Annotated in this window: 24 protein-coding genes; 6 read left to right on the top strand and 18 right to left on the bottom strand. The window is 44.7% G+C overall.

Annotation, left to right across the window (positions count from 1 at the left end; all coding sequences use genetic code 11):
* The first annotated feature begins 140 nt into the window (after window positions 1-140).
* Window positions 141-2,696 carry an S-layer homology domain-containing protein gene (locus tag NYE25_RS26290; RefSeq protein ID WP_341147234.1) on the top strand — a complete coding sequence of 852 codons (2,556 nt, stop codon included), beginning with the start codon at window positions 141-143 and terminating at the stop codon, window positions 2,694-2,696.
* A gap of 90 nt (window positions 2,697-2,786) precedes the next feature.
* Here the strand turns inward: NYE25_RS26290 and NYE25_RS26295 are convergent, their stop codons facing one another.
* Window positions 2,787-3,776: an aldo/keto reductase gene (locus NYE25_RS26295; RefSeq protein ID WP_371915722.1), complete on the bottom strand. Its 990-nt coding sequence runs from the start codon at window positions 3,774-3,776 to the stop codon at window positions 2,787-2,789.
* A gap of 94 nt (window positions 3,777-3,870) precedes the next feature.
* Window positions 3,871-4,719 (bottom strand): AraC family transcriptional regulator, encoded by an 849-nt coding sequence (locus tag NYE25_RS26300; protein WP_149646546.1) that lies wholly within the window; start codon window positions 4,717-4,719, stop codon window positions 3,871-3,873.
* Window positions 4,720-4,921: 202 nt separating this feature from the next.
* Here NYE25_RS26300 and NYE25_RS26305 point away from each other — a divergent pair, with 202 nt between their 5' ends.
* Window positions 4,922-5,590: a general stress protein gene (locus tag NYE25_RS26305; protein WP_341147235.1), complete on the top strand. Its 669-nt coding sequence runs from the start codon at window positions 4,922-4,924 to the stop codon at window positions 5,588-5,590.
* 86 nt (window positions 5,591-5,676) lie between these two features.
* Here NYE25_RS26305 and glpX read toward each other — a convergent pair whose 3' ends face one another.
* The 4 genes from glpX to NYE25_RS26325 all read right to left on the bottom strand — a co-directional run bounded on the left by glpX (window position 5,677) and on the right by NYE25_RS26325 (window position 9,264).
* Complete coding sequence (glpX, locus tag NYE25_RS26310) at window positions 5,677-6,672, bottom strand: class II fructose-bisphosphatase (protein WP_341147236.1); 996 nt, start codon at window positions 6,670-6,672, stop codon at window positions 5,677-5,679.
* Window positions 6,673-6,714: 42 nt separating this feature from the next.
* On the bottom strand, window positions 6,715-7,521 hold the full coding sequence (locus NYE25_RS26315; protein ID WP_445253183.1) for a pyruvate, water dikinase regulatory protein: 807 nt from the start codon (window positions 7,519-7,521) through the stop codon (window positions 6,715-6,717).
* A 12-nt stretch (window positions 7,522-7,533) separates the two neighbouring features.
* Window positions 7,534-8,190, bottom strand: a complete 657-nt coding sequence (locus NYE25_RS26320) for a helix-turn-helix transcriptional regulator (protein WP_149646549.1) — start codon at window positions 8,188-8,190, stop codon at window positions 7,534-7,536.
* Between the two features lie 141 nt (window positions 8,191-8,331).
* Complete coding sequence (locus NYE25_RS26325; RefSeq protein ID WP_341147237.1) at window positions 8,332-9,264, bottom strand: DMT family transporter; 933 nt, start codon at window positions 9,262-9,264, stop codon at window positions 8,332-8,334.
* Window positions 9,265-9,425: 161 nt separating this feature from the next.
* Between NYE25_RS26325 and NYE25_RS26330 the strand changes: the two genes are divergently transcribed.
* On the top strand, window positions 9,426-10,835 hold the full coding sequence (locus tag NYE25_RS26330) for an aminotransferase-like domain-containing protein (RefSeq protein WP_341147238.1): 1,410 nt from the start codon (window positions 9,426-9,428) through the stop codon (window positions 10,833-10,835).
* 133 nt (window positions 10,836-10,968) lie between these two features.
* Window positions 10,969-11,652 (top strand): hypothetical protein, encoded by a 684-nt coding sequence (locus tag NYE25_RS26335; RefSeq protein WP_149646552.1) that lies wholly within the window; start codon window positions 10,969-10,971, stop codon window positions 11,650-11,652.
* A gap of 532 nt (window positions 11,653-12,184) precedes the next feature.
* Here NYE25_RS26335 and NYE25_RS26340 read toward each other — a convergent pair.
* From NYE25_RS26340 to NYE25_RS26390, 11 genes are all read right to left on the bottom strand, one after another.
* Window positions 12,185-13,594, bottom strand: coding sequence for a nucleoside recognition domain-containing protein (locus tag NYE25_RS26340; RefSeq protein WP_341061280.1), 1,410 nt, complete (start codon window positions 13,592-13,594; stop codon window positions 12,185-12,187).
* A complete protein-coding gene (locus tag NYE25_RS26345) occupies window positions 13,572-14,303 on the bottom strand; it encodes a FeoB small GTPase domain-containing protein (RefSeq protein ID WP_339800991.1) in 732 nt (243 codons plus the stop codon). Before NYE25_RS26345 ends, NYE25_RS26340 begins: the two co-directional genes overlap by 23 nt.
* Complete coding sequence (locus NYE25_RS26350) at window positions 14,300-14,554, bottom strand: FeoA family protein (RefSeq protein WP_042185387.1); 255 nt, start codon at window positions 14,552-14,554, stop codon at window positions 14,300-14,302. Before NYE25_RS26350 ends, NYE25_RS26345 begins: the two co-directional genes overlap by 4 nt.
* A gap of 274 nt (window positions 14,555-14,828) precedes the next feature.
* Window positions 14,829-15,287 carry an SRPBCC domain-containing protein gene (locus NYE25_RS26355; RefSeq protein WP_341147239.1) on the bottom strand — a complete coding sequence of 153 codons (459 nt, stop codon included), beginning with the start codon at window positions 15,285-15,287 and terminating at the stop codon, window positions 14,829-14,831.
* A gap of 101 nt (window positions 15,288-15,388) precedes the next feature.
* Window positions 15,389-16,345 (bottom strand): helix-turn-helix transcriptional regulator, encoded by a 957-nt coding sequence (locus NYE25_RS26360; RefSeq protein WP_341147240.1) that lies wholly within the window; start codon window positions 16,343-16,345, stop codon window positions 15,389-15,391.
* Window positions 16,346-16,431: 86 nt separating this feature from the next.
* On the bottom strand, window positions 16,432-17,397 hold the full coding sequence (locus NYE25_RS26365) for a DUF418 domain-containing protein (RefSeq protein ID WP_341147241.1): 966 nt from the start codon (window positions 17,395-17,397) through the stop codon (window positions 16,432-16,434).
* Window positions 17,394-19,340, bottom strand: a complete 1,947-nt coding sequence (locus tag NYE25_RS26370; RefSeq protein WP_341049919.1) for an ABC transporter permease — start codon at window positions 19,338-19,340, stop codon at window positions 17,394-17,396. Before NYE25_RS26370 ends, NYE25_RS26365 begins: the two co-directional genes overlap by 4 nt.
* Window positions 19,315-20,085, bottom strand: a complete 771-nt coding sequence (locus NYE25_RS26375) for an ABC transporter ATP-binding protein (protein ID WP_341049917.1) — start codon at window positions 20,083-20,085, stop codon at window positions 19,315-19,317. Before NYE25_RS26375 ends, NYE25_RS26370 begins: the two co-directional genes overlap by 26 nt.
* A 220-nt stretch (window positions 20,086-20,305) precedes the next feature.
* Window positions 20,306-21,304, bottom strand: coding sequence for a sensor histidine kinase (locus tag NYE25_RS26380; protein WP_341049915.1), 999 nt, complete (start codon window positions 21,302-21,304; stop codon window positions 20,306-20,308).
* A complete protein-coding gene (locus NYE25_RS26385) occupies window positions 21,301-21,999 on the bottom strand; it encodes a response regulator transcription factor (RefSeq protein ID WP_341049914.1) in 699 nt (232 codons plus the stop codon). Before NYE25_RS26385 ends, NYE25_RS26380 begins: the two co-directional genes overlap by 4 nt.
* A gap of 379 nt (window positions 22,000-22,378) precedes the next feature.
* Window positions 22,379-23,536 (bottom strand): phosphodiester glycosidase family protein, encoded by a 1,158-nt coding sequence (locus NYE25_RS26390; RefSeq protein WP_076283988.1) that lies wholly within the window; start codon window positions 23,534-23,536, stop codon window positions 22,379-22,381.
* Window positions 23,537-23,711: 175 nt separating this feature from the next.
* Here NYE25_RS26390 and NYE25_RS26395 point away from each other — a divergent pair, with 175 nt between their 5' ends.
* Entirely contained in the window at window positions 23,712-24,290 is a 579-nt protein-coding gene (locus tag NYE25_RS26395; RefSeq protein ID WP_042185403.1) for a histidine phosphatase family protein, read from the top strand.
* A gap of 76 nt (window positions 24,291-24,366) precedes the next feature.
* Window positions 24,367-25,185 carry a GGDEF domain-containing protein gene (locus NYE25_RS26400; RefSeq protein ID WP_081382828.1) on the top strand — a complete coding sequence of 273 codons (819 nt, stop codon included), beginning with the start codon at window positions 24,367-24,369 and terminating at the stop codon, window positions 25,183-25,185.
* Between the two features lie 100 nt (window positions 25,186-25,285).
* Here NYE25_RS26400 and NYE25_RS26405 read toward each other — a convergent pair whose 3' ends face one another.
* Window positions 25,286-26,503, bottom strand: coding sequence for an SLC45 family MFS transporter (locus NYE25_RS26405; protein WP_341147242.1), 1,218 nt, complete (start codon window positions 26,501-26,503; stop codon window positions 25,286-25,288).
* Window positions 26,504-26,510 lie beyond the last annotated feature (7 nt).

Consider the following 26,510-nt stretch of genomic DNA (forward strand, 5'->3'; position numbering starts at 1 on the left):
ATTTATATGAAAAAATACATTGTTATTTGTTAGATTCTACCTTAATATAGGGAAGTATTTCCAACAAATACATATTTAGAATAGGAGGAGTTTATCTGCGAAACACCATTCGCAAAATTAGCGCTTCACTAGCAGTTCTAATGCTGCTAACCTTAACGGCCCCGGTATTGACCTATGCTGCTAGTATGCTGAAAGTGTACTATAACGCAACAACAGGTGAAATTTCCGGGGTTATTTACTCTGATCAGAAGGACATTGATTTAGTTCTGGATCAAGGAGGAGAGAAATATCAAGTACCTTCGTCGGTACTCGGACAGGTATATCATTCCGAAAGTAATAATCTACATTGGGCTGATGTTAAAGGAACTATTGCTCCAGGTCTACAGCCAGGGAAAGCCATCGTTACGGCGGGGGATACAAAAGATTTTGCTGCAAGTGTGACGGGTAATGTGTATTCGTTTGCAGATGAACCATTGCCTCCAATTATTCAGTCTTGGGGTTCATGGATTAATATTGATAAAAGCTCAGCGGATGTCCATATTTCTTGGGAAAAACCAAACAGTATAGGAATCTTATTTTACAATGTTTATAGCAAAGATAAGCTGATTGCAACGACTAAAGAGACATATGTTACGATTCCCGATCTACCTTATCATTCCATGCAAGAATTCAAGGTTACTACAGTAGATTTGTTGGGCCGAGAGTCTGCTTATTCCACGCCCCGTACTTTACGTGTTTCAGGAGCCATGAATGAGGCTGAATTTCTTTTTAGTGGAAAAGAGGCTGGATATGCGCTTCAACCTAGTGATGAGATCGCTACCTTGAAGTTATCGGGTGATTCGCAAAATGGAACAACAAAAGGTTGGAATAGCTTACAACTTTCTTTCGGGGGTGTTTATTCAGAAGGTAAGTTTTCGCAATTAACGGTCGATAAAAATGAAGTTAATGCTTCTGATTTTGAATTGGTCGCAGATGATGGAGCTATCATTTCGGTGAATTATCTTCATAATTTTGATGGTTATTTCTTCTTTATTTTCGATGAAGAACTTAAAATGGATAAACAGTATACGTTGAGACTCAGTTCGTCAGCTTCCGGTAAAGAGATTAAGCTGCCTGATGCGAATTCTCGCAAATTCAGTGCCTATTTGTACGTGGATGTATATAACAAGAATGTTAATGAATATTCTTATGACTACAGATACTCAGCAAACAATATCGTTATAGGTGATCCATATGCTCCTGCCAAGCCTACAGAGCTAAAAGCATCTGGCGATGGTGGTTTATATGTAACATGGGAAAGTAATAAGGAAGCGGATTTGGACGGATATTTGGTATGGCTTGATGGTAAGCTGCTTACAGAGAAGCCCATTCATCAAACTAGCTATAAAATTGAGGGATTAACGAATGGCACAACATATCATGTCAACGTTGCTGCTGTAGATAAAGTCGGAAATCGCTCTTTACAAGCCTATATCTTCCCAGTTCCGTTGGCTTCTGGTAACCCTAGTGGACCTAGTAATCCAGGTAGTCCTGGTGGAGGTGGCGGTGGAACTCCAACCGTAACCGATACAACGACTACAGCTCCTGTCTTAAGCGTGGTCGACAAAGCTGGAGTCACAAAGTCTCTCAACATTGTATTAAAGAGTGAGAACAACAAGGTGACGGTTTCCGTTGCAACTGACGTCAAACAATTATTACTACCTGTTGCAACAGCTGTAATTAATAAAGACAATGCACTAATTGTAACAAAAGATGATGTATCACTCCAAATTCCGGGTTCGGTTTTGGAACAGCTGAAGGGTTCCATTTCAGCAGAGCAATTGAAAAATGCGAGAATCTCAGTAGGATTCACTCCGATAAGTGCTGAAGATATCGCCAAGATTACAGGAAAATCAGCGAATACTGTAATTACAGTAGCTGGTGTAGCTTATGACTTTACGTTGTCACTCCTTACGACAGACGGTAAAGAGACAAAGCTTACTCAGTTTAATGCTCCAATTACCCTGAAGTTGAAAGTGAACGAAGGTAGTAACTCGAAATTGACGGGTGTCTATTACTTGAGTGAACAAGGGGAACTACAATATATTGGTGGTCAGCTGGATAATGGCTATATAACAGTAGTTATTAGTCACTTCAGCAAATATGCCGTACTGCAATATGATAAATCGTTTAGTGATGTTCCTTCTACACATTGGGCATCTCAAGCGATCAAATCTATGGTAGCACAGCAGGTGGTAACTGGAACAAGCGATACTACCTTCTCACCGAATCAGCAGGTTACACGCGCTGAATTTGCAGCTTTTATTGCTCGTAAATTGAACTTGAAAGCTACTGGAGCAAGTCGGTTTGCTGATGTAGCTTCTTCCAAGTGGTATGCGGATGAAGTAGCAGCAGTAACTGAAGCGGGAATTGTTAGCGGCCAGTCAGAGGCGAAGTTTGCGCCTGAGCGTACGATTTCCCGTCAGGAAATGGTTGTGATGTTGATGAAGGCTTATGTCTACAAGAACAACACGACCTTGAATGCAGGAGAGTCAGATCGTCCGTTTGCTGATGGTTCGGATATCGCAGAGTGGGCTAAGCCTTATGCTACTGCCGCACAGAAGCTTGGATTCTTGCAAGGAAGCAACGGCAATAAGCTCGAGCCTCATAAGAATGCTACCCGTGCTGAAGCGGTACAATTGATTTCTAAACTCTAATCTAAAAAGTTTTAAAAAAACGGCCAATGAAGTGCCAGAGCAGCTTAAGCTGCCTGACCTCATTGGCCGTCTTTATGGTTTAATCTATAATTATCCTCGCAAAATCGTCTCGATTTGCTCCAGCTCTTCTGCGCTTAGCTCCGGTGCATTCAAGGAAGCGACTGCATCTTCAATCTGGCTCACCTTACTTGCGCCGATCAGAGCAGAAGTGACTTTACCTCCCCGGAGTACCCAAGACAACGCTAGCTGAGACATTTTTTGTCCACGTGCAGCAGCAATCTCGTTCAGTTTGCGAACTTTAGCGATCTTCTCTTCCGTAATGGCATCTTCGGACAGGAATACACTTGGTCCAGCAGCGCGAGAATCAGGAGCAATTCCGTTAAGATAGCGGTCGGTCAGAATGCCTCCTTGTAGTGGAGAGAACACAATCGATCCGATACCCTCCTCAGTTAATACATCCTGCAAGCCATCTTCAATCCAGCGGGACATCATGGAGTAGTTAGGTTGATGAATCAGGCATGGCGTTCCAAGTCGACGCAGAATTTGTGCCGCTTCGCGTGTCTGTTCAGGGTTGTAATTCGAAATCCCAACATACAGCGCTTTACCTTGACGTACAATAAGATCCAGCGCAGCCATAGTCTCTTCCAGTGGTGTATTCGGATCTGGACGGTGGTGATAGAAAATATCTACATAATCAAGGCCCATACGTTTCAAGCTTTGGTCTAGACTGGAGACGAGATATTTCTTGGAGCCCCATTCGCCATATGGACCGGCCCACATATAATATCCAGCCTTAGTAGAGATGACCATTTCATCACGATAAGGAGCAAGATCCTTCTTAAGGATTTGACCAAAGCTTTCTTCTGCGGAGCCAGCTGGGGGACCGTAGTTATTAGCGAGATCAAAATGAGTGATTCCAAGATCGAAAGCTCTTCTTGCCATGGCGCGACCATTCTCGAATAAGTCGTTTCCGCCAAAGTTATGCCAAAGTCCTAGCGAGATCGCCGGAAGGAGTAGACCGCTTTTTCCAGTGCGGTTATATTTCATATTGTCATATCTGGTAGCGCTTGCGTTATACATCATTATTTCCTCCTAAAAAGACTTATTTCTGATTACGTTACGTCCTTATTGTAGCGAAAGATCCCGGACAAACGTATGTCAGCAAGGAAGAAGTTTATAGCACAATGTCATTTTCGAGATGACGGATACGGTATTCTTTTGGAGAACAACCTTTCACCTTCTTGAACATTCGCGAAAAGAGTAAGGGGTCCTGATAGCCGACAGAACGCGAGATCTCACCGATAGTACAAAGGGTTTCTGTCAGAAGCTCGCATGCTTTAGCGATTCGGTAATTTAATAAATACTGCTGCGGTGGCATACCAATGGTCCGTTTGAACAAGGAAGATAAATATTTGCGATCCAGCTTGAGAGAAGAAGACAGCATTTCCACCGAAATGTTCTCACAATAATGTGTATGCAAAAAGTGGAGACTTTGCTCGACGTAAATACTCTTTTGACGCGGTAAAGGAAGTACATCCGGAACAGCTGGCACCGCTTGTAACAAGAGGGAGAAAAACTCATACATGATCGCTTTTAGCGGCAGGTCAAGACAATCTGAATTGTCGGCTCCTTCTGTCAGGCGTTCGTAGAGATTAGGCATAAGCTGTTTATCCATCGGGAAGATTGGCTGCTCAGGGGTCAAGGAGGTTTTGGATAAAATATATGATACCTGTTCTCCGGTAAAGGCTACCCAGGAATAGATCCAAGGATTGGTCAGGTCCGCTGCATAAGAAGTAACGATATGAGGGTAGGTAAGAAAAGCTTGTCCCGCTTGCAGAATATGGGTTTGTTCACCCACAGATACCTTTCCAGTTCCCTCATGAATGAAATGTATTTTGTAAACGTCACGAACTCCAGGTCCGAAAAAATGCCCAGGTAGACACTGCTCCCGCCCCCAGTAATGGAGATGCAGATCGGGATTACCTCTGAAGGGACGCTCAGAATTATAATTAAATATCGCCATGAATGCTTCAGTCTCTTTCTTTTATAGAGTTAACTAAGGGGGATTGTGCCCACTTTCTTTTATTATACAGCATATTTTAGTGGGAACATTACTTGGAATGGTTTGCGAATTCTGTGATAGAAGTTTATCCCAGCTCAGTTTGGTTAAGTAAGCTATGAAGCTGAACGTATGAGCTAACTTCGATCATTAGGAGGTAATGGAGATGAATAAGAGAATAGTGGGTGTCTTTGCTGCCGAATACGAAGCTTCGAGGGCTATTGAAGAGTTGAAACGTCAAGGCTGCAGAACAGAGGACATATCGATTATCGCGAGAAATTCAGAGAGTACGGATACGCTTAGAGATGAATCAGGGACCCAAGCGCCGGAAGGAATAGCTACTGGTGCAGCTACGGGTGGTCTGCTGGGTGGATTAACTGGGCTCTTGATGGGGATAGGCGCTTTGGCTATTCCAGGCATCGGGCCGATCATTGCAGCCGGACCGCTTGCGGCAACACTTGCTGGAGCGGCAATAGGTGCAGGCAGCGGTGGATTAGTTGGCGGTCTTATTGGACTTGGCATTCCTGAAGAGGAAGCCAAGCGTTACGATAACTACGTAGATGAAGGCCATATTCTTGTAATGGTGGATGTGGAGGGCGAGCAGAAAGAGGAAGAAGTGAAGCGGATCTTCGTACAGCATAATAGTCTGAATGCGGACCATTTTGAGGATATTGCGAATATGAATACAGCTGAAAATCGAAATTATGATGGTAGTGTAAAGGAAAGTGATGCGCTCCGGGCAGCTGATCAACAAGAGGCGAGAAATCTAGCTCAAGCTACCGGAACCTTGGATGCTATGGATACCTTAGCTAGTGAGCGCATTAGAAATAAATAAGAGATGATTATCTATTTAGTAATAAAAACAGACTATTTCACTAGCCAAGGGTGAGCTGGTGAGATAGCCTGTTTTTTTGTGTAATGCTATAGAGAGGCAACATTCTGTCTAACGGTTAGTCCATCCGGTATTTCTTTGCCAGGCAGGAAATGAATGCTACGGATGTAGCGGATTGTTCGACTCTGTGCCCGCATGATGACCGAATGCGTCTCAGCGCGCTCTTTGCCGATAAAACGGACACCGTTCAGAAATTCACCTGAGGTTACGCCAGTGGCGGCAAAGAGTACGTCGCCTGTGCCAACCATGTCCTCCATGTATAACACTCGCGTAGGATTAGAAATTCCCATACGGACACAGCGCTGCTGCTCAAGAGGTCCATCGGGAAGCAAACGGCCCTGCATTTCTCCACCAAGACATTTCAGTGCGGCAGCTGCAAGGACGCCTTCAGGTGCTCCGCCCGAGCCCATGTACAAATCGACATCGCTATCCGGCAGGGCTGCCGCAATAGCGCCAGCCACATCGCCGTGACCGAGTAGCTTAATCCGTACACCCGCATCTCGAAGACTATGAATGAGCTGCTCATGCCGTTTGCGGTCAAGTACCATTACAGTTAGCTCGGAGAGGGACTTGCCACTGAAGAGGCATGCTTTCTGGAGAGTGACCTCCACAGGGTCTTCAAGACTAAGCTTCCCGGCAAGCTCAGGACCGCAAGCGAGTTTCTCCATATAAATGTCTGGAGCATGCAGCAGGCTGCCCTTATCTGCTATGGCAATCACGGATTGGGCATTGTGAAGACCACAGGCCACCACTTCAGTGCCTTCCAGAGGATCGACGGCTACATCGACAGAAGGACCCTTTTGATTCCCGACTTTCTCGCCAATATAGAGCATTGGAGCATCATCCATCTCTCCTTCACCAATGACGACCGTTCCGTCGATGGAGACAGAATCAAACATGGAGCGGATGGCAGTCGTGGCTGCATCATCTGCCGCATTTTTATCTCCCCGCCCGATCCAGCGAGCTGAGGATAATGCACCTAGTTCAGTTACCCGTACAATCTCAAGAGCCAGTTCGCGATCCATTCTAATTCCCTCCAGTACATCCCATATATTTTAATCTGAATGTTAGATATAACCCATAATAATACCAGCGGTTTCTTCTATAGCTTTGTCGGTAATATCGATTACAGGACAGCCTAGCTTATTGAACAGAGAAGAGGCATATTCCATCTCCTCTGTAATCCGCTCCAGACTTGCATATTGGGAGCCAGTCGGTAACCCAAGCGCCTTCAGCCGCTCGGAGCGAATCTTCAGCATATACTCCGGCTTCATGGTTAGTCCGATCAGTCGGTTCGACGGCAAGCTTAGCAGCTCTTGCGGAGGAGCAATTTCAGGAATAATCGGATAGTTAACGACCTTTTTCCCCCGATGGGCCAAAAAGATACTAAGTGGTGTTTTCGAAGTACGGGACATCCCTAGCAGAACGATATCGGCCTTCAGCATAGCGCCGAGATCGCGGCCATCATCACAGGCAACTGTGAATTCGATAGCCTCCATACGTCGGAAGTAGTTCTCATCAAGCTGGTGCAATAAACCCGGTCGCTGTTGAGGAGCGTCGTCAAACGTATCAATGAAAGCTTGCATCATTGGACCCATAATATCGACGATACGAAGGTCAAGCCGTACAGCCTCTTCTTTAATCATTTCTCTTAGCTCCGGCTGCACCAGCGTATAGACGACAAAACCTTTATGCTGTGCGGCTTCTTCCATAAGCTTCCGGAGCTCATCTTCGTTTCTAATGTTCCCGTATCTTTTGATGGTGATCTGCTGATTCTGGAATTGATGAATGACGGCCTGCACGACAGCTTCCGCCGTATCTCCTATAGAATCTGAGCAGATCGTTATCAGGTTGGAAGATTGCTCAATGCTCATGAATTCCTCCTGTTATCCTTTGGCTTCTAGTTCGAGGAGAAGTTTTACGATAGCAGTTTTCGTCAAGCGTCCTATGACATCCAGTTTCGTACCATTGTCTTCTGTGACGCTGGGAACAACTACCGGTAAACTATCTACCTCGTGAAAAATCATTTTATGTGCGGCATCAAGCACCGTCTCATCCGGTGAAGTTGTGACTACTTTGGGCTGGCGTGTCATGACCATGCTTACGGGCATGGAGACAGCACCCGGATTGCCAAGGGTTACTTTCAGGAAATCCTTACGTGAAGCAACACCGGTGAGCTTGCCCTCTTCGTCACAAATAATAAGGGTGCCAACATCCTGTAGAAATAGCGTAACTACGGCATCTTGAACCGTAGTAGTCTCACGGATAATAATAGGTACACTTTGAATCTCTTTTACCTTTGTCTCCTGCAACAAATAATTGCTTCCCAGACGATTAGATGATTTGAGTCCCGGGAAGTAACCGACTTTAGGTTTAGCATCGATATATTTGAGCATAACCAGAACAGAGAGATCGGAGCGAATCGTTGGCCGTGTTAAATTCAGACATTCGGCAATCTGTTCGCCGGTAATCGGAGCTCTTTTGTTCACAATATCAATGATTTCTAGTTGACGTGATGTCAGTTCGATCGCAATTCCCTCCACTTCAGATAAAAAGGCATTCCTCTTTAGAAAAGAAGCGCCGTTAAGCGAATCCTCCTTTCATATATGAGTCATATATAGATGTTTTAATTTAACTTGGTTATATAATACGCAATAGTGGTCATAAATGCAATATATAGTACGTCATATATTCATTTTTTTTGACGCAGATGTACGGACCCTACGCTTTAACATTAATTGTTTCAAGGCATCAGCATTGACTAGGCTGGTCCCAGCAATGATAGTGAATACACCGAGGATCGTAACCCAATTCACGGCTTCATGATAAAAGAAAAAGCCAACACCTACGGCAATCGGTGGAGAGATATAGAGCCAGGTAGAGGGAAACACAGGATTTGTCTTAGCGACGAGCCAGTAGAACAACGAATGACCGACCATCGAGCCGATTACGATTAGATAGAGCAGTGAACCTGCGATCTCGTAAGAGAGCAGAAACTCAGGATGTACATTTTCGGTGGCTAAGGAAAGAATGAATAACAGCACTCCACCATACATCATTTGGGCTGCATTTAGTGCGATTGGAGAGACCTCAGGCATACTGTTGATTACTTTTTTAGAATAAATCGCACCTACTGCGTAACAGCATTCCCCAATGAGGACAGCTGCGCAGCCGATGAGCCATAACGGTGAAATATCAACGACAAGATTAGGAAGAACGAGCAGCAGTACGCCAGCCAACCCGATGATACAACCATATAGTGAGATGGCAGGTGCTTTTTGACGAAGAATAGAAGTTTGGAGCAACAGAATCATGATCGGACCCGTGGCAGAGAGTACAGCTGCTAACCCGGAAGATACATATTGTTCAGCCCAGTAGAGACCTGCAAAGGTGCCAAAGGTTAACGCAGATCCGGTGAAGAGCATTTCTTTACGCAGGAGCAGGGAGAAGCTAGCTTTTCGTTTCCAGACCATCCATAGAAATAGAACAGCGCCTGCAACAAAAAATCGCAAGCCTGCTGAAAAGAAGGGCGGCGCACCGGCATCCACACCGATTTTGATAGCTAGAAAGGTCGTGCCGAAGATCAGACATACAAGTGCATAAGCGAATAAGATCATTTTGAAAGTCCCCTTTAGTGTGTGTATATAGCGATCCTTGAACCAGTTCGTTAATCATATAGGGGAGAACACAGAACAGATGATGTTGAGTAGAACAGATGACTTCGAAAATCGTGTACAATACTGTAAATAGGAGTTGTTCGGAGAGGAGTTGCAGTGAGGTGAAAAAGTCAGCGAACGTGGAGCATAATCATCCCTTGTTTCGGCAGGTATATGAATTTCTAGTGAATCGCATGGAGCGAGGGGAGTGGGGGGCACATGATAAGCTTCCTTCTATACGGCTGCTGGCGGAGGAATTAAAGGTACATCGACTGACAGTATTCAAAGCGTATAGAATGCTGACAGAGGATGGAAAAGTTTATGTAAAAGATAAATCAGGTTATTACGTATCGCCTGTTAGCTTAGTTCCTATTGTAGAAAAAGGAGCAGCAGTGACTGCCTATGCGCTCACTAATCCTCTTTCGGATATACAGAGAATGCCTGCTAAGTATCAGTTCTCACAGGCGCTGATTGATCCAGGTCTTTTGCCAAATCTTTTTCTATCCGACTATGTCAAAAAAGTGTTCGATTTATATCCCAAGGTCATGGGGACGTACTCTTCGGTTCAGGGAGATGAGGAGTTACGGGAGACGCTAAGTCGTCATTTTCGGAAGAAGCATTGGCTACAGTTATCTTCGGAAGAGCTGCTTATTACTTCAGGTGCGCAGCAGGCGATCAATCTGATTGCACGAATTGTGCTCGGGCCTATGGACACGGTGCTTGTGGAGCGACCAACCTACAGTGTGGCCATGGATATTTTTCGCCGGGAGGGGGCAAGGCTGGTTCCGGTGGAGATCACTCCGATGGGCTACGACTTGGAGGAAGTTGAAGCGCTGATGAAAAAGCATAGACCGCGCATGTTCTATATCAATCCGACTCATCATAACCCAACTGGATATACGGTGCCAGCGCAGCAACGTAAACTGTTGGTCGAGCTTGCCGAGCGTTATCGCTGTCTGTTAGTCGAAGATGATCCGTTCCGCGATATGTATTTTGAAGAGGAGCCCCCGCCGCCCTTTTTTGCTTACGATACCGAAGGTTGGGTGATCTATATTAGCAGCTTCAGTAAATATGTAGCCCCAGGCTTACGGATCTGTGCGGTGGCTTGTCGCTATCCGTTTATGGAGCGCTTGATCACGGCCAAATCACTCGCGGACAATGGTACTCCGCTGCTTAACCAGAAGATATTCCTACATTACTACACGTCATCACGTTTGCAACAGCATCTCGGTAAGCTACGCATTGCACTTCAGGTGCATAAGGAGATTGTAGAGGAGGAGCTGGCTGGGACTGGGTGGGAGTGGACGCCTCCGCAAGGTGGCTTGAATTTATGGGTGAAGCTGCCGGACCATCTTTCGGCGGATCGACTGTTTGTCTCAAGTATGGCCCAGTCGATTGCTTTTGTGCCAGGAGAGTTGTTTGATCCGCTTGGTGAGATGAGGTCGAGGATTCGAATAAGTTACTCCTTTGCAAGCGAAGGGGTGCTACGTGAGGGGATTCAGCGGATGATTGCAATTGCGCGAGGGTTATGAGTAGGTACAGTAGACATGAGGAACTAATGAAGACTATTTAGGATGGAAAAGATTAGACTTGTATAACTTGTTTGGAAATTGTTGTAACACTTTCTTCTTCTGTTCCGTCTGTAGAGTAAAGAAGGAGGTTATTATGATGTTTAAGACCAAGTTCCGCAGTCCACTTATGATGTTCCTAAGTATAACGTTAATATTTATGGCCTTACTGACGGTGCGTCCCTCCGTTACTTATGCGTGTTCCTGTGTTGTACCTGCGGAGCCACTTGAGGCGCTGGAGTCAAGTTCAGCTGTCTTTACTGGGAAAGTAGTGGACAAAAAGGAGCCAAAGGGGACTATAATCTCATCTGCGGATCCAGTAAAAGTAACCTTTGAAGTCGATTCCAGCTGGAAAGGAATTAAGGGGAATAAAGTTACCTTGAGTACTGCTTTATCGTCTGCCAGCTGTGGGTTTGAATTCGTGGAAGGGGAAAGTTATATCGTCTATGCGTATGCTAATGACGAAGATGACTCTGGTAAATTAGAGGCCAGTTTATGCAGCCGAACGAAGCTGCTTGCCTCGGCATCAGAGGATCTGAAGGAGCTTGGACCTAGTATATCGGCAGGTACTCCTACAGCTTCTCCGGAGGTAACATCAAACCATTCGCCGAAATCCGAAACTGGGAATAATGGGGCGACTGAAGTTGAGGGGAAACCAGCTGCGGAGAGTGACTCTTTTCCACTTGTGAATGTAGGGATCAGTGGAATCATTATCGTTCTGATAGCTATAGTTGGCGCTGTGTTGTACCGTCGTAGAGATGGTGGAACGCGTAAGAAATAACGCTTTAACTGTAGGTTCACGTTATGTCGTGATGAAATAAGCGGTCGCTCGGGAGTTGTTCGGGCGACCGCTTATTTGTTTGAGCTGACCTTAAGTAGGTGGTGGGCGGTGTGGGTACTGGTGCTTAAGTATAGCTCGGGTCATCAAAACTCGAAGTAAGTGAAATCCTTCTTAAAATTGTCGTGGTTTACTCGATATTATCGATAATTAGGGGAAATCTCCCTGATTTAATCGTATTTTACTCTATATAATCGATAATTGGGGAATTCCTCCCTAAAATTCTGCGGAAATGCCCTATTTTTCCTATAATCGACTATATATTAGGGAGAATTTCCGCAAAAAGTTTAATTTGCGCTTATAAAGTTCGAATTTGAGGGAGAATTTCCCTAATTATGAGTTCAAGGAGGGCAGAATTTTGTGAAATACGGTGAACATTAGATGTTGTAAGGTGAGACAAAGTAAATTTAGCTAATGTAAGTTGAAATCAGTTAAAGTTCGCTGCTGTAAGATGAATTCATGCTACAAGCTTACGTCACACCCAGCCAAACAACCGAGCAAGCTGAGCGACAGCAAAGGTTACTCCAATGGCGATACCGAGTGGGATGACTGCTGAGAGAACAGCCCACTTCATGCTTTTCGTCTCCTTATAGATGTTCACGAGTGTAGTGCCGCAAGGATAGTGGAGCAGGGAGAACAACATCATATTAAGTGCGGTCAGCCAAGTCCAGCCATGTGATAAAAAGACATCTTTGATGCTGCCCAAGCTATCGATATCGACCATAGCACCTGAGGACATATAGCCCATAAGCAGAATGGGCAGTACGATTTCATTCGCAGGAAGTCCAAGAATAAACGCCATGATGATAAAGCCATCCATGCCGAGCATGTGTGCAAAAGGATCGAAGAATGCAGCCATATGATTCAGGACAGAATCTCCACCAACAAACAGGTTGCCAAGAATCCAAGTGATAATACCGGCAGGGGCAGCAACGACGATGGCACGAGTAAGTACATTAAGGGACTTATCTTTAGAGGAAATAAGTATGGTCTTCCAAATTTGTGGACGACGATAGGGCGGGAGCTCTAGTGTGTAATGTGTTGGAACACCGCGTAGCGCAGTTTTGGACATGACCCAGGAAACCGTCAGGGTAACGATGATGCCGATCAGTACCATCCCCATAAGTACGGAGGCGGTGGTGAGGGTACGGAATGCGCCTGTCGTAGCCGCTCCTGCCATGAATAAGGAAGACAATAGAATCAATGTTGGCCAGCGGCCGTTACATGGAACGAAATTGTTGGTCAAAATCGCGAGCATCCGTTCACGCGGCGATTCGATGATTCGTGTGGAGAGGATCGCGGCGGCATTACAGCCGAAACCCATAGACATGGTCAAAGCTTGCTTGCCGTGACCACCTGATTTTTTGAACAACCGATCCATGTTAAAAGCAACCCTCGGCAGATACCCGAAATTCTCAAGCAGCGCAAACACTGGGAAAAATATCATCATTGGCGGCAGCATGACGCTGATGACCCAAGAGGTTCCTCGATATAATCCCAGAACAAGTACACCGTGTAGCCAAGCGGGGGCATGGATCGCCTCAAATCCGGCAGTGAGATAACCTTCGATGAAGCCGAAGAAGGAAGCAAGCCAGCTTGAAGGATAGTTGGCGCCGGCAATCGTAATCCAGAATACGATACCGAGGATGGCGAGCATAATGGGGAATCCCCATATTTTTGAAGTTACGATATTATCTAGCTTATAAGTGCTGTTCAGCTTCTTCTTATCCCTATAGGTGACTGCATCCCCGCAGATGCCTGCGGATACGCCATAGATACCACTGACAATCTCATCCCGTATCGCTCCGCCGTCAGCGAGCTTTTTCGCTGTGGACAGCAAGGAATCTAGAGGATCTAATCCCTTAGTGATATGCGGTGACTCCATGACCGATGACCTCCTTTACTTCAGGTAATTCTTTATTCTTCATATTCTCTTTAAGTGAGGTAAGAAGGCTGTCATCACCATCTAACAGGCGCAATGCAATCCAGCGGGCCGGGTATTTGCTGCCAATGGTTTGTTCTACCAGCGGTGTAAGCTCTGCAATTCCTCGTTCAATCTCCTCGTTGTACGTAATACGCAGTGGCTGTGCAGTGAATGCGCCTGTAGCCACTCGCTCCACCTGATCCAATAACGCCTCAATACCGATTTTATTGCGAGCTGATATCGCTACAACAGGCACGCCGAGACGTTTGGAAATACGTTTCAGATTGATGTCGATACCAAGTTTACGGGCTTCGTCGATGAGGTTGATGCAGACTACAGCCCGCCCGGTAATCTCCAGCACTTGCAAGGCAAGGTTGAGATTTCGTTCTAGCGAGGTAGCGTCGAGAACAACTAGTGTCACATCGGGCTGTTCAAAAATAATATAATCTCTAGCCGCTTCTTCATCAGCAGAATTCGAGTACAGCGAATACGTACCAGGAAGATCTACTGCGAGGTACGTATGGTCCTTATGCTTAAACTCGCCTTCAGCGGTAATGACGGTTTTACCTGCCCAGTTTCCTGTATGCTGGCGCATGCCGGTCAGCAGATTGAAAAGCGTGCTTTTGCCAGTGTTAGGATTGCCTGCAAAAGCGACTGTGAAATGACTCATGCTTCTACACCTCCGATGACTTCTCCAAATATTAAAGAGCTTTCTTCTCTACGTAATGCAATGGTCGTGTTGCTTACCCGAAAAGCTATAGGATCTCCTAAGGGACTACGCCGTAACACCTCAACGGCATTACCGACTACAAACCCGAGATCCAGTAATCTTCTTCTAAGCACGCCCTGAACTTCAATGCCGCTGATACGCAGTGTGCTTCCTTTAGCCGCTTCTGATAAAGGAATACTAGCTCCAGACATTAGATCCCCTTCTTTCATTTATTATTATTTGTATTTTTATGGTTATTATTTTGTGCATTGGAATTTTTCTTGTGGTCTGACACAATATTAGTATATGTGAACAACTTTGTCCCTGCAACAAGAATGTTTCCCTAAGGCAAAATTAATTTAGGCGCAAAAAAGCCCCTAACGGAAAGAAGGCTTGCGCTCTCCAGCCGAGGGGCTAAGGTTGAGTCTACTTATAGGCTTGTCTTTAATTGGAATAGTCTAATCCAAGTTTTTATTAGTCGTGAAGTTATGTCCAGCTTCCAAAATCAAGCGTGCGTCCAGTCTCTACTAAAGTCTTGGTATTACTTAGAACCTGCCACCAAGCGCTGATGCTGCCTGCATACGAAGGATCTTCAGGATGCCATTCATCATGGATAAGCGTGAGCTTAGTAGTTCCACCCACTGGTTCAAGCAGCCAAGAAATACGCGACTCATATCTTTCATGTCCTTTATGATAGGAAGGTCCTACCTTATGCGTGAAACGCAATGCTTTTTGCGGAGTAAACTCCAGCAGAGTCCCATAGACATGCAGCGTTTCATCTCCATCTGCACCGGGTCCGATGTATTCCAGTAATTCTCCTTCTTTGAAGGTTGAACGAATAACGCTCCCGTAATAAATCTGCTTCGTACCTTCCGGAGAGATTAAGGTTTCCCATACCTGCTCAGGTGTTCCGCCAATATAAAATTCATAGTGTAGTTCCTTCATTCGTTATTCCTCCTTGATTTATAGGTTCATTTATTCCCTCAGACTCATTTACACTATACAAAAGGATCACTGACAACTACGGTCAGTGATCCTAAAGTAATTTATGTCTTATAATGAGCTGCTAAATTGGAGGCTATGGAGGCTAGTTTTTCTCTTAGTGAGGAAGGCTCCATGATGCGTAATGTGGTTCCATAAGGCAACAAGAAATAGGGTGCATAAGTCAGTAAAGAAGTTTCGTCCACTTGAAAGCGGGCTTGTCCTTCCATGCGCTGTACCAGCGTATGTCCGAACAACCAATGACTGCATAGATCATTCAAGACTCCCTCGTCGGATGCGATGACTACTGTAACTAGTTTCTCTTCAGTATTGCGTGCAGGCAGTAAGCTCTTTAACAAAAAATCACGTGCAGAGAAGTCAGCAGGACGAGCGAACACAGCTTCTGTACGATGTAGTTCAATGATTCTATCCACCCTGAAACTACGAATTTCATGTCGCTCGTGGCAGTAAGCTACGGTGTACCATTGGCCCTTCCAGAGTACAAGTCCGTAAGGATCAATGGCACGGGATGATTTGGTTTCTCCATTACCCTTACGATATTCCATTTGCAGGGTGTATCCGTTCGCTGCCCCCAATTCCAATTCTTGAATCAGATGGCTAAGTGACGGGGAAGGAGAATGGATCGTCTCAATACCATTCTCATGGCGCTCCATTTGTTCTAATTGCTGGGCATTGCTGTATCTTTTTAGCTTGGATAGGGCTCGGTCCAGAGCTTCAACATAAGGATATCCGGTCCCCCTGGCAAAAGAAGAAGCTTGTAGAAGGGCACGCTGCTCTTCGGAGTCAAAGAATAATGGAGCCTCAATAAAATGTTCCGGTAAGCTGTAACCGCCACCAGGCCCGCTATCCGCAATAACGGGTACACCACTGATGCATAACGCATCGATGTATCTGTACACAGACCGAACACTGATCTCTAACGCTTCCGCTAGTTCTCCGGCGGTTCTTCCCCGCTGCTTAAGCATCCAAAGAATGGATAACATATGATCGGCCTTGGACATAAATCTTGAGCCTCCTTGCTGTAGGAATTAGTAGTTCAACTATAGCAAAATGCTCATAGATCAGCCAGAATCCTTTCGGTATGATCTTATCGCTGTTTAAGCATACGTTGTCTACCATAGGTTCCGAGTCGCCATAAATATTCTACCGGTCCCATCCGGAACCGTTTGAGAATAAGGGTACTAGATATGATTTGTAGAAGCAGTATGGCCGCCGCTGCAATCATCTGCGTCGATACATGCACTGTACCAGGCCAATCTAGCAGATTGGATAGCATTAAAATAATAACGGTCTGCATTAAATAATTGGTTAAAGCCATTCTGCCTAGAGAAGCAAGGGGCGCAAGTAGTTTCTGTACAACTCCATGGCGCATGAGTAGGGTTAGCGTTGTCACATAAAAAATACTGACTGGAAGCCCGCCTACTGCGAGAGCTACATCCAGAGCGCCCGTACTATTCATGATACTCTGCTGTGCAAAATACATAGGAATGATTAGCAGCAGAGAAACCACTTGTGTGATCCTTAATCCTTGCTTATACCGTGATGGATTCTGAAATAATCCAATCAGACCACTCCAATGCCCAAGCAGAAACATACCAAACGTTACCACTATCGGGCCTAAGTAGAGACCTGCAAGGGTGACCACAATGCCCGCAACCAATACAAAACTTGACTTTAACTTATAAAAAGGAAGGAGAATCAGTCCAATGACTGCATAGATGAGCAAGGTTTCACCGGGTTGGAAATAATGGTGCACCAGACCGATTAGAAATAAAATGAACAGCCTACGCAGAAATAATAAACAGGGCTTAGACTCCCCTTTAGCTTCAGCCCGGGATAAGAATAACTGAAAGCCAACACCGAATAAAAATGAGAATATTACAAAAAATCGGTGATCCACTGCTACATCAAGAAAACGAATAATCTGCAAATCGAGCGAGTTAAATTCCATCGTACCGAATACCATCTGACGAATGTTTATGAAGATGATACCCATTAGAGCAAAGCCACGGAGTACATCGAGTGTTATGATTCTTTTCACCATATTCTTCATACCATCATCTTCTTGAGACTTTGAATGTAGCGTGATCGCGCTATGATGAAATATATAGTTTGCACAGCAAGGAATGCTCCAGACGTAATCAGCACAGGCACCGTTACATTCGTGATACTAATTTGCTTCAATACCGGTCGGATTACGACAAGCGTCTGGATGGTGGCGACAATGATCGGAATATAGAATAGCACAGAGATTTGTCTGGTGGCAGAAGCAGACATTTCTTTGACGCTTAGACCGATTTTAGACAAGGCATTATACATTTGCTTATCTGCATTCAGCTCAGTATGAAGCTTGAAGAAGAGGAAGCTGGCCGAAGAAAGTGAGAAGATAAGCGCGATAAAGATCCCTATAAAGCTAAGCATAGCCATACCTTGTTTGGTAATTAGATAATTATCTGCTCGAGCATCTAATATGGAGATATATTGATTATTGGTATTGTTGGAATCCCTACTCCACTGGATCAGTTCTTTAGTGATGATGGCTTCAGGTGAGGTTTCCACAGGCGGTGGACCGTCCCAAGCAGGGATTTTATATAGATATTTCACATATGATCTCGTGTACTTCGCTGCTGAAGAAGAGATATTCTTGTACAAGCTGTCATCTACAATTAAGAGTGAGCTTGTATATTGCCCCATGGGATGGCTCTTCGGAATTTGTACCTCTTTCAGCATAAGCTCCGTATCGTTTTGAACCTTCAACAGAATCTTTTGATTAGTAGTGTAATTCTGTGAATTCAACTGAGGGTTTAGCAGTAAGACAGCTTCTTTGTCAGATAAGGGAGCTACTTCGGACATATCCATTTTTGAAGATAACTGATTAAACTGGGACCAGGATATTAAATCAATGCTTTGGGTAGCTTCTTTACCCAGACTCTGAATGGAGGCAGAGATCAGCTCAAGTTTATTCTCTGTATACTCCACTTTGGCGTTTTGTAATTTATTATGAATGGGTTCTAAATCAGGGGGAGTTTTCCCTGGTTTATAAATCGAATACTCCATGGCGAATGGACTATTTTTATAGAGTTCTACGTTTGCTTGATTCATCGATAAAATAAATCCTGACGCCATGCAAGCGAGCGAGGTTACAACCGTTACAAGAAACAGCATTCTTGCATTATCTTTGATCTTGTAACTCATCTCGGAAATCCATAACAGGTTGGTTCCGCGCCAAAGTCGCTTGCGGCTTAGTTTAAGCAGGCGTATTCCGAGTACGGACAGCTGAGAGTAAAAGAAATAGGTACCTGCGATCCCCGTGACAGCAGCAACTAATAACGTAATTGGAGACAATTGCTTTCGAATGGCGAGTGCCCCAGCCGTCAATAACAGAAGCCCAAGGAGTGATAGCAGCCATGATACACGGGGCTCCTTTTTAGGTTTAACACTCCCTTTTAACAGATCAAGGACTTGATGTTTGCGGATAAATAAGAGTGTGAAGATAGAGATGACTAGAAACAGTGATATAAAAGAAATAGATGTGATCATCAGTGGTTTTACAGGCCAATAGAAGGGTAAATGATCCATTCCCATAATGGTCGTGCTGAGCAGCAAAAATAACTTGGATAAAAGCATGCCGAAAGACATACCTGTTACTATGGACAGCAGTCCGATCAGCATATTTTCTATAAGAATCAGTTTGTTGATCTGACCTGAACGTGCACCTAACATCATTAGTATGCCGAACTCCAGATTACGAAGTTTCAGAAATGCACTAATCGAGTAAAGAACGAAAAAGAAAGCAAAGACAAACACAATATAAGAAGCGATTTTCATACCAGCGGCAGAATTTGTACCTAGCTCGATACTGGCAACCCCAGGATGATAAATAAAGACGGAATAAGAGAAGAAGATCATGACCATAAAAGCACTACTTAAGAAAAAGGCAAAATACGCCCGAGAATTACGCTTCACATTGTTAAACGCGAATTGAGGAAAGTTCATGACTATTCCCTCCCCAGAATGAAAGAGTGTCGATAATCTTTTGGAAGAAGGCTTGGCGGTTATCTCCCCGGTGAATTTCGGCTGCTAGCTTCCCATCTTTTATAAAAATAATCCGATTGCAGTAGCTCGCTGCCAGCGGATCATGTGTCACGAGCATTAGCGTAGTGCCTTCTTTGCAGTTAATATCCTCTAGCGACTCCATCACAATTCGTGAGGAATTAGAATCAAGTGCCCCTGTGGGTTCATCTGCTAGAATGATCGAAGGCGAACTTATAATCGCACGGGCAATCGCTGTCCGCTGCCGTTGTCCGCCGGATATTTCATAGGTGCGTTTATTCAAAATTTCCGTAATGTTCAAGCGTGCAGCGACCTTTTGCAGCAAGGCTTCCATTTCGGAGAGCTTGCGATTATCCAGCGTTAGAGGAAGCACGATATTTTCGGCTACCGTTAAAGTCTCCAGGAGGTTAAAGTCTTGAAATACAAAACCGAGTTCTCTGCGACGAAAGTGAGCAAGGTCTTTTTTGTTCAAAAGATAAGGGTTGCTGCCATTGATATTTACCTCACCTGAGGAGGGTTGATCGATGGTAGACACCATGTTAAGCAGAGTGGTTTTGCCGCTCCCTGAGGGGCCCATGATGCCAACAAATTCGCCACTTTCAATACTAAGATGAATATCGGTGAGGGCCTGTGTCTTTACTTTGCCCGGATATACTTTGTTAAGTCCTTTGACTTCTAAAACATTCATTCCTTTCATTCCTTCCATTACAATGTGATTTCAGCCGTCCCTAAGCGGGGACGTGTTATGTATATAATTTACAAGATCGGGCTATGTGCTGCTATGGATTTACCTTAACGTTATCTTACAACCCGTTTAAGGTTATGTTCGTACGTGAAGCGAGTAGGCCACATAAAGAAGAGGGACTCCGTAGCCATAAGTTAAGTATGACTAGAAGTACCCTCCGATCTTATTTCTGTAAATGGTCACTGTTGTGAAATGTAATTTGGACTGTAGTGCCTTCTCCAAGCTTAGATTGAAGCTCCACAGTATGTCCTAGCCGGTTGCAAATTTCTCGCACTAGATACAGTCCCATTCCTGTTGACTCATGGTATTGGCGTCCACGTTCACCGGTGAAGTATGGATTAAACACTCGTTTGAGGTCTTCAGGAGAAATGCCGATACCTTGATCTGTAATATTAAGTAAGAAATCCGTTCCGATGTGCTTTGATGAAAGGGTTACGGTTTTATCGGTGCCGGAGGTGTAATTCACAGCATTGGTCAAGATTTGGGTTAGCATAAACATTAACCATTTGGCATCACTATATACGGTGAAGTTAGGATTGATTTGTATATTTACCTTTATGCCTCTTCGGATGAAAAGCCTGCGGTTCTCAGCTACAGATTCACTAACCACTTTACTGAGAACTAGCGGCTCCACTTGGAAATCATCCTCAAATTGATCCAGCCTTGAAGTATAAATCACCATTTCCAGCCCTCTGCGCAGACGTTCCAATTCCTCCTGAATACTTATAGCAGCCTCATCCTCAACATCCTCTAGCGAAAGCTGAATGACTGAAAGTGGGGTCTTCATCTGATGAACCCAGCGGTTCATGAATACGATATGCTGATCCATCCGGCGCACATGCTGGTTGATCTGGTCCTGATACTGGCGATCAATAAGCTGTAATAGCTCATGAATAGCTTCTGGTAGCGGAGTGTCTCCTAAGGAAACAAGATGTTCCTCTAGCATATTCTTGGGATTACTTAAGGCTGCGTATAATCTCCGGTGCTGAGCGTATCGGTAGCCGAGATATAATAGAAGAACTACAGTGCTCAGGGCTATGCCATAGAGCATGATCGAGAGGGGTCTGTCCTCACCTGTCAGCCAATATAGTGGTGGAACAAGCAGCATTTGAAGCAGATAGAAAAGGATTATCGAAATCTGGTCTTTCCAAAATAGCTTCATGGCGCATCCTTAGTAGCATTAAGCCTATAGCCAGCACCTCTTACGGTTTCCACAATATCACCAAGACCGAGGTCTTTAAGCTTTTTGCGAACACGGGTAATATAGACATTTAATGTATTGTCATCAATGAAATGCTGATCTTCCCACATAAGATCAAGCAGGCGCTCTCGGTTTACGACACGTCCTTCCTTTAGTATTAAAGCTTCGAGCAGGATCGCCTCTTTCTGTGTCAGTTCGCTGGATTGCCCGCCATATTGAATCACATACCGCTCAGGATAAAGAATTAGTTCTCCGGCTTGGAGCGTCCGTTCCTCTTGAATTTGTGAGTAAGAGCCGTAAGCTCTGCGTAAATGGCTGCGGATTTTGGCAAGTACGACTTCATAATGAAAAGGCTTGGTGATGTAATCATCCCCGCCATTTTCTAGCGCCATCACCTGATCCATTCCACTATCCCGAGCGGATATGAAAAGAATAGGGCAGAGTGAGGTAGTGCGAATCTGGCGACACCAATAAAACCCGTCGTATTTAGGCAGGTTGACGTCCAGCAGAACAAGATCAGGATGGGTGTCATTAAAAATCTCCAGTACCCTGTTGAAATCCTCTACTATCACCGTACGAAATTCATATTTAGATAGATACGTGCTTAGAAGGCTTGCGAGCTTAGCATCGTCCTCTATGATTAGAATAGTCTCCATAGTTGTGCTCCTTTGATCAAATATAAGAATGCAATGGTTCACACGGTTATACAGTAACACGGACTAGGAAAATTATGCAAAAAGGACGTCTAGCTGCCGAAAAATAATATGAGGAATAGTTGCACTTTGTACAATAGATTCTATCAAAAAGACATTGGAATTTGATTCTATTGCACATTCTGCAACCAATTGGTTACCAAAACGTCTTATTATTACAAATGGGTCGAATTCTAATGTACAAAGTACAACAGAATCCTATTTTCCTATAAAAAAGAATGCATCTATTGCACAAACTGCAATAGATGCATCAAAAAAAGTATTCTTAGAAGTAGAAGCCGAACCTAGCACAACGCTCGTTCGTGCCGCTGGCTAGATCATTCTATTGATATTTAACCACAATTGCGTTGCTAATCTGACGCCCAGGGGTCGTGAGATATTTGCCATTGTAGTATAATCCGCTCGATGCGCCGCCATCCAGATTCATGGCTTGATACGCTCCAGCCTGCTTCATCATTTCTGCCAGCTGTGGGATAGTAGCTCCACCAGTAGTTAGCAGAATTAGCTTATGGTCGCGAGTGAGGCCGAGTGCGCTGCGGGCTCCGCCGCCTGTTAAGATTTTGGCATCTTTGAAGCCTTCTGCCGCAACATTAAGAGATACCTTACCATTCACAAGCAGACGTGGTCCGGCTTGGAGCGCCCCTTCCATAGATCCGGAAGCGAAATGGTTCGTAAACTCTAGTCCGGGAATAAGCGAGGCCAAGTGATTGCTGTCATAGGTGAAAATCGTGCGGCGATCTCCAGAGCTGTTTTTGAGCATTTTTCCACCACTGACCATGTAACCGTAAGGAGCTTTGTAGGCCCCTTTAGTATAGGCATCAAAGAACGTACCATTAATAGCCACTACGGCATTATTGCGCTTGGCTAGACTGCTCAGGTCTTCCACTTTTCCTACCGTATTTCCTGCTAGTACAACGTCGAGCTTCACTTTAGGATGCAGTAGGGATACCGTAACCGTTTGGGCTTTGAAGGATCTTCCGCCCACCTTGAAAGTTTTACTAGCACTGACAACGGGGGAAGAATCTGCTTTGATAAGTGCGCCAGTCAGTACAGGTACCGTTGATGAAATCCCGTTATTAGTAAGGGTTACAGAAGAGGCTTCCTGATTCCACTCTAATTGAAAGCCCAACGTTTTGCTGATAAAGGACAAAGGGATATATACCGTACCGTTATCACTAAAAGCGGAATCGGTTAGTGTAACTGGCTTGTCGTTGACTAGCGCAGCTGCTTGTCCTAAAGTAAGTGTAATCTTAGTGTCTGCGTTCGTAATGGTTATACGTTTGTCACTAGCATTCATTTCAGCATGTATACCAGTGAAATTATTTAAGAGACGCAGCGGGATGTACGAGTGATTATTCTTGGTCACATACACGGTGTTTTTCGGAACCGGAGCAGCATCAACAGTGGAGGAACAAACTGTGTAAACCGGAACCAAACATAGTAGAAATGCGAGAAAGAACGGAAACAATAACTTTTTCATATTAACCAAAATCTCCTTATCCTATAGCTGATGTAAAAAGCGGTAAGGTTTATTATACCTCAAGTTCTAAAACATGGATAACCTCATTTTTCAAATATCCATGGAAAGATTCTGATAGAATGTAGATACCATAAAAAGAATAGTACTAGAACTCAACAACTAAAGGGAGATCTTTATGACTACAATAGGTTTAATTCGCCATGGAAGTACCGCGTGGAATAAAGAAGGCAGAGCGCAAGGGCATACGGATAATCCATTGGATGCTGAGGGTGTGCAGCAGGCGGTTCTTCTTGCTGAACGGCTCAGCACTGAACAATGGGACTATTTATATTCGAGTGATCTGCTTAGAGCGCGACAAACAGCAGAGGTAATTGCAACAAGGCTTGGCATGGAGATCGCCGGTTTAGTACCAGGGATCCGTGAGATGAACGCAGGGCAGATTGAAGGTACTACGGAACAAGATCGCGTTGAACGATGGGGAAGTGAGTGGAAGAAGTTAGATTTGGGACTGGAAAGTCCGGAGGCCAGTGAGATCAGAGGCAGTCAGGCCATCGAAGATATCGCGGAGAAACATCCGGGCAGTCGTATATTGGTCGTTAGCCATGGTGCGATTTTACGGAGTAGTCTTAGAAGACTTTTTCCAGAACTGAATGTAACTGTTTTGCTGAGTAATACATCTATCACCCGGATTATTAAATCCGATTCGACATGGAATTGCGAACTATACAATTGTGCACGGCATTTGAAGATATAATTAGTGTTCAGATAATGTTCAGAGCATTTTAATATAGTAATTGCTCAGATAGTTAATCATTTTTGTAGTCAGAAGGATGTGCGAATTTAAGGTGGCAGAGGTCCAGATTTACTTACAAACGTTATTCTCCATTCTCATCGCAGCAGCGGCCGGTTATTTAGTGCTAAGACTTTACCGGGATATTTCATCTAAAACGCCTCAAAAAAGAGCGATTCATACCGGTCTTTCCGTGATCATTATCGTCGCCTCCCTATGGATCATGCACCAGCTAGGTGTAGAAACCTTACTGGGAAATGAAGTGGCCGATGATGGGGTTATTATACCGCTGTTGGTCTATAGTCTTACGATAGCCCTATGTATGTTTTTACTTACACGCATGAATCTAGTATTGGCTGAAAGAGAGCAATTGAAAGAACTGGCGTATAAGGATGCTTTAACGGGGTTATTGAATAAGAATGGAATGGATCATTTTTGGGATCGATGCAAAGTAAATGAGCAGCTTGCTGTTTTGTTTCTGGATCTGAATCGTTTCAAATCGATCAATGACAGCTTGGGGCATCATGTGGGGGACTTATTGCTGCAAGAAGTGGGTAAAAACCTAATTCAATTCTCCAGCAAAAGAAAACGTCATATTTTCCGCGTCGGTGGGGATGAATTTGTGATTGTCGCCAAAGGTAGCACTCAGAAGGAAGCGGAGCAGCTTGCTGTGCGGATTCTGGAGAAGACGACTAAGAGTTACCAGCTTGGCGAACATAACTTGTTCGTATCCATGAGTATAGGGATCAGCATAAGTCATGGTAAGGTGGATCATTTTAGGCTGCTAAATGAAGCAGATACAGCGATGTACGCTGCCAAACAGCTTGGTACGGGGCGTTACTCCGTCTATAAGAATTAGAATGAGTTGGTGTAAAATACAAGCGGCAGCCATGGACCTCTACAATAGGTCCTAGACTGCCGCTATTTTTATTGGACTAACTATTCCCTTTGAAATGAAATTATGCGCCAGGCGAATGAATGCTGTTAGTCACATCCTTGCGGCCTTTCATGAGGAACAAGCAGACAAGAGCAACTGCCATACTAATCGCCGCCACGTAGAACAGGATCGAGTAATCAAAGAGATCAATCATAAGTCCCAATAGTGGAGGCGAACTGATGGCCGCAAGGGAAGAGACGAGATAATACATCCCTGTTCGTGTACCAATGCTCTCTTCTGTCCCTGTTGCCACAACATAAGGATAGGAATTGATATTAATACAAGCCCAGAAGACTCCACCTAGCAACAGTAACCCTCGAAGGAGCAATAAGTCCTTTGCAAAACCGACGAGAGCAAAAATGGTCATTAGTCCGCATACGCCGATGATGATCATTTTTTTCTTCCCGAATCTTCCGCCCAGCCAACCGCTCGGAATGGCGAACAGCACGAAGGCCAAAGAGAAGAAAGTGAGCGAGAAGGAGGCCGCCTGTTCGCTTAGGCCGAGATGATGTTTGCCATATAAGGTAAACAGTGTCTCAACGCCTTGATATGCTACGAACCAGAAGAAAATCGCCGCTAGCAAAAATACTGTGGTACGGTCAAGCTGACTTCGAAAGGAAATACGAGAGGGCTTGGTGGCAGTAGCTGCTTCTGAAGGAAGCTTCATTTGTACGTTTACGCCATCCCGATTTTCTTTAATAAAGCGTGATACGATAAACAGACATAATAAGGTAATCAGTCCAGCAACGATAAACGGTAGCGCTGGGTTTGATTTATACAGGATAGAACCTACGCCAAACGCGAGAATAGAACCGAACCCACCCATGAAATTAATCAGCCCGTTGGCCTTCGTACGCTGCTCTTCTGGCGTAATGTCCGGCATGAGGGCGACGGTTGGTGAACGGTATAAGCTCATGGCCAGATTCATTAGCATCATAAACAACAGAAGTGTAAATAGTCCGGTATGAAACGGAATCAGCATGGTTAGCACGGCAGCGAAAGGCATACCAATCATAAGATAAGGCATTCTGCGTCCAAAACGCGAGGTAGTGCGGTCACTACGGTTGCCAATCCAAGGCTGCAGGAATAAGGCAAAGTAATTATCAATCGTCATCAAGAAGCTGATAAGTGCCACACTATGTACGTATTTTTCTAGAAAAAAGGGTACAAATGCGTTATACAGACTCCACGTAATGCTGATGCTGAAAAAGCCGAATCCGAGCAACCAGACTTTTTTCACACAGTCA

Origin of the sequence: Paenibacillus sp. FSL E2-8871 (assembly GCF_038000345.1) — a bacterium.
Taxonomy (GTDB): Bacteria; Bacillota; Bacilli; order Paenibacillales; family Paenibacillaceae; genus Paenibacillus_AQ.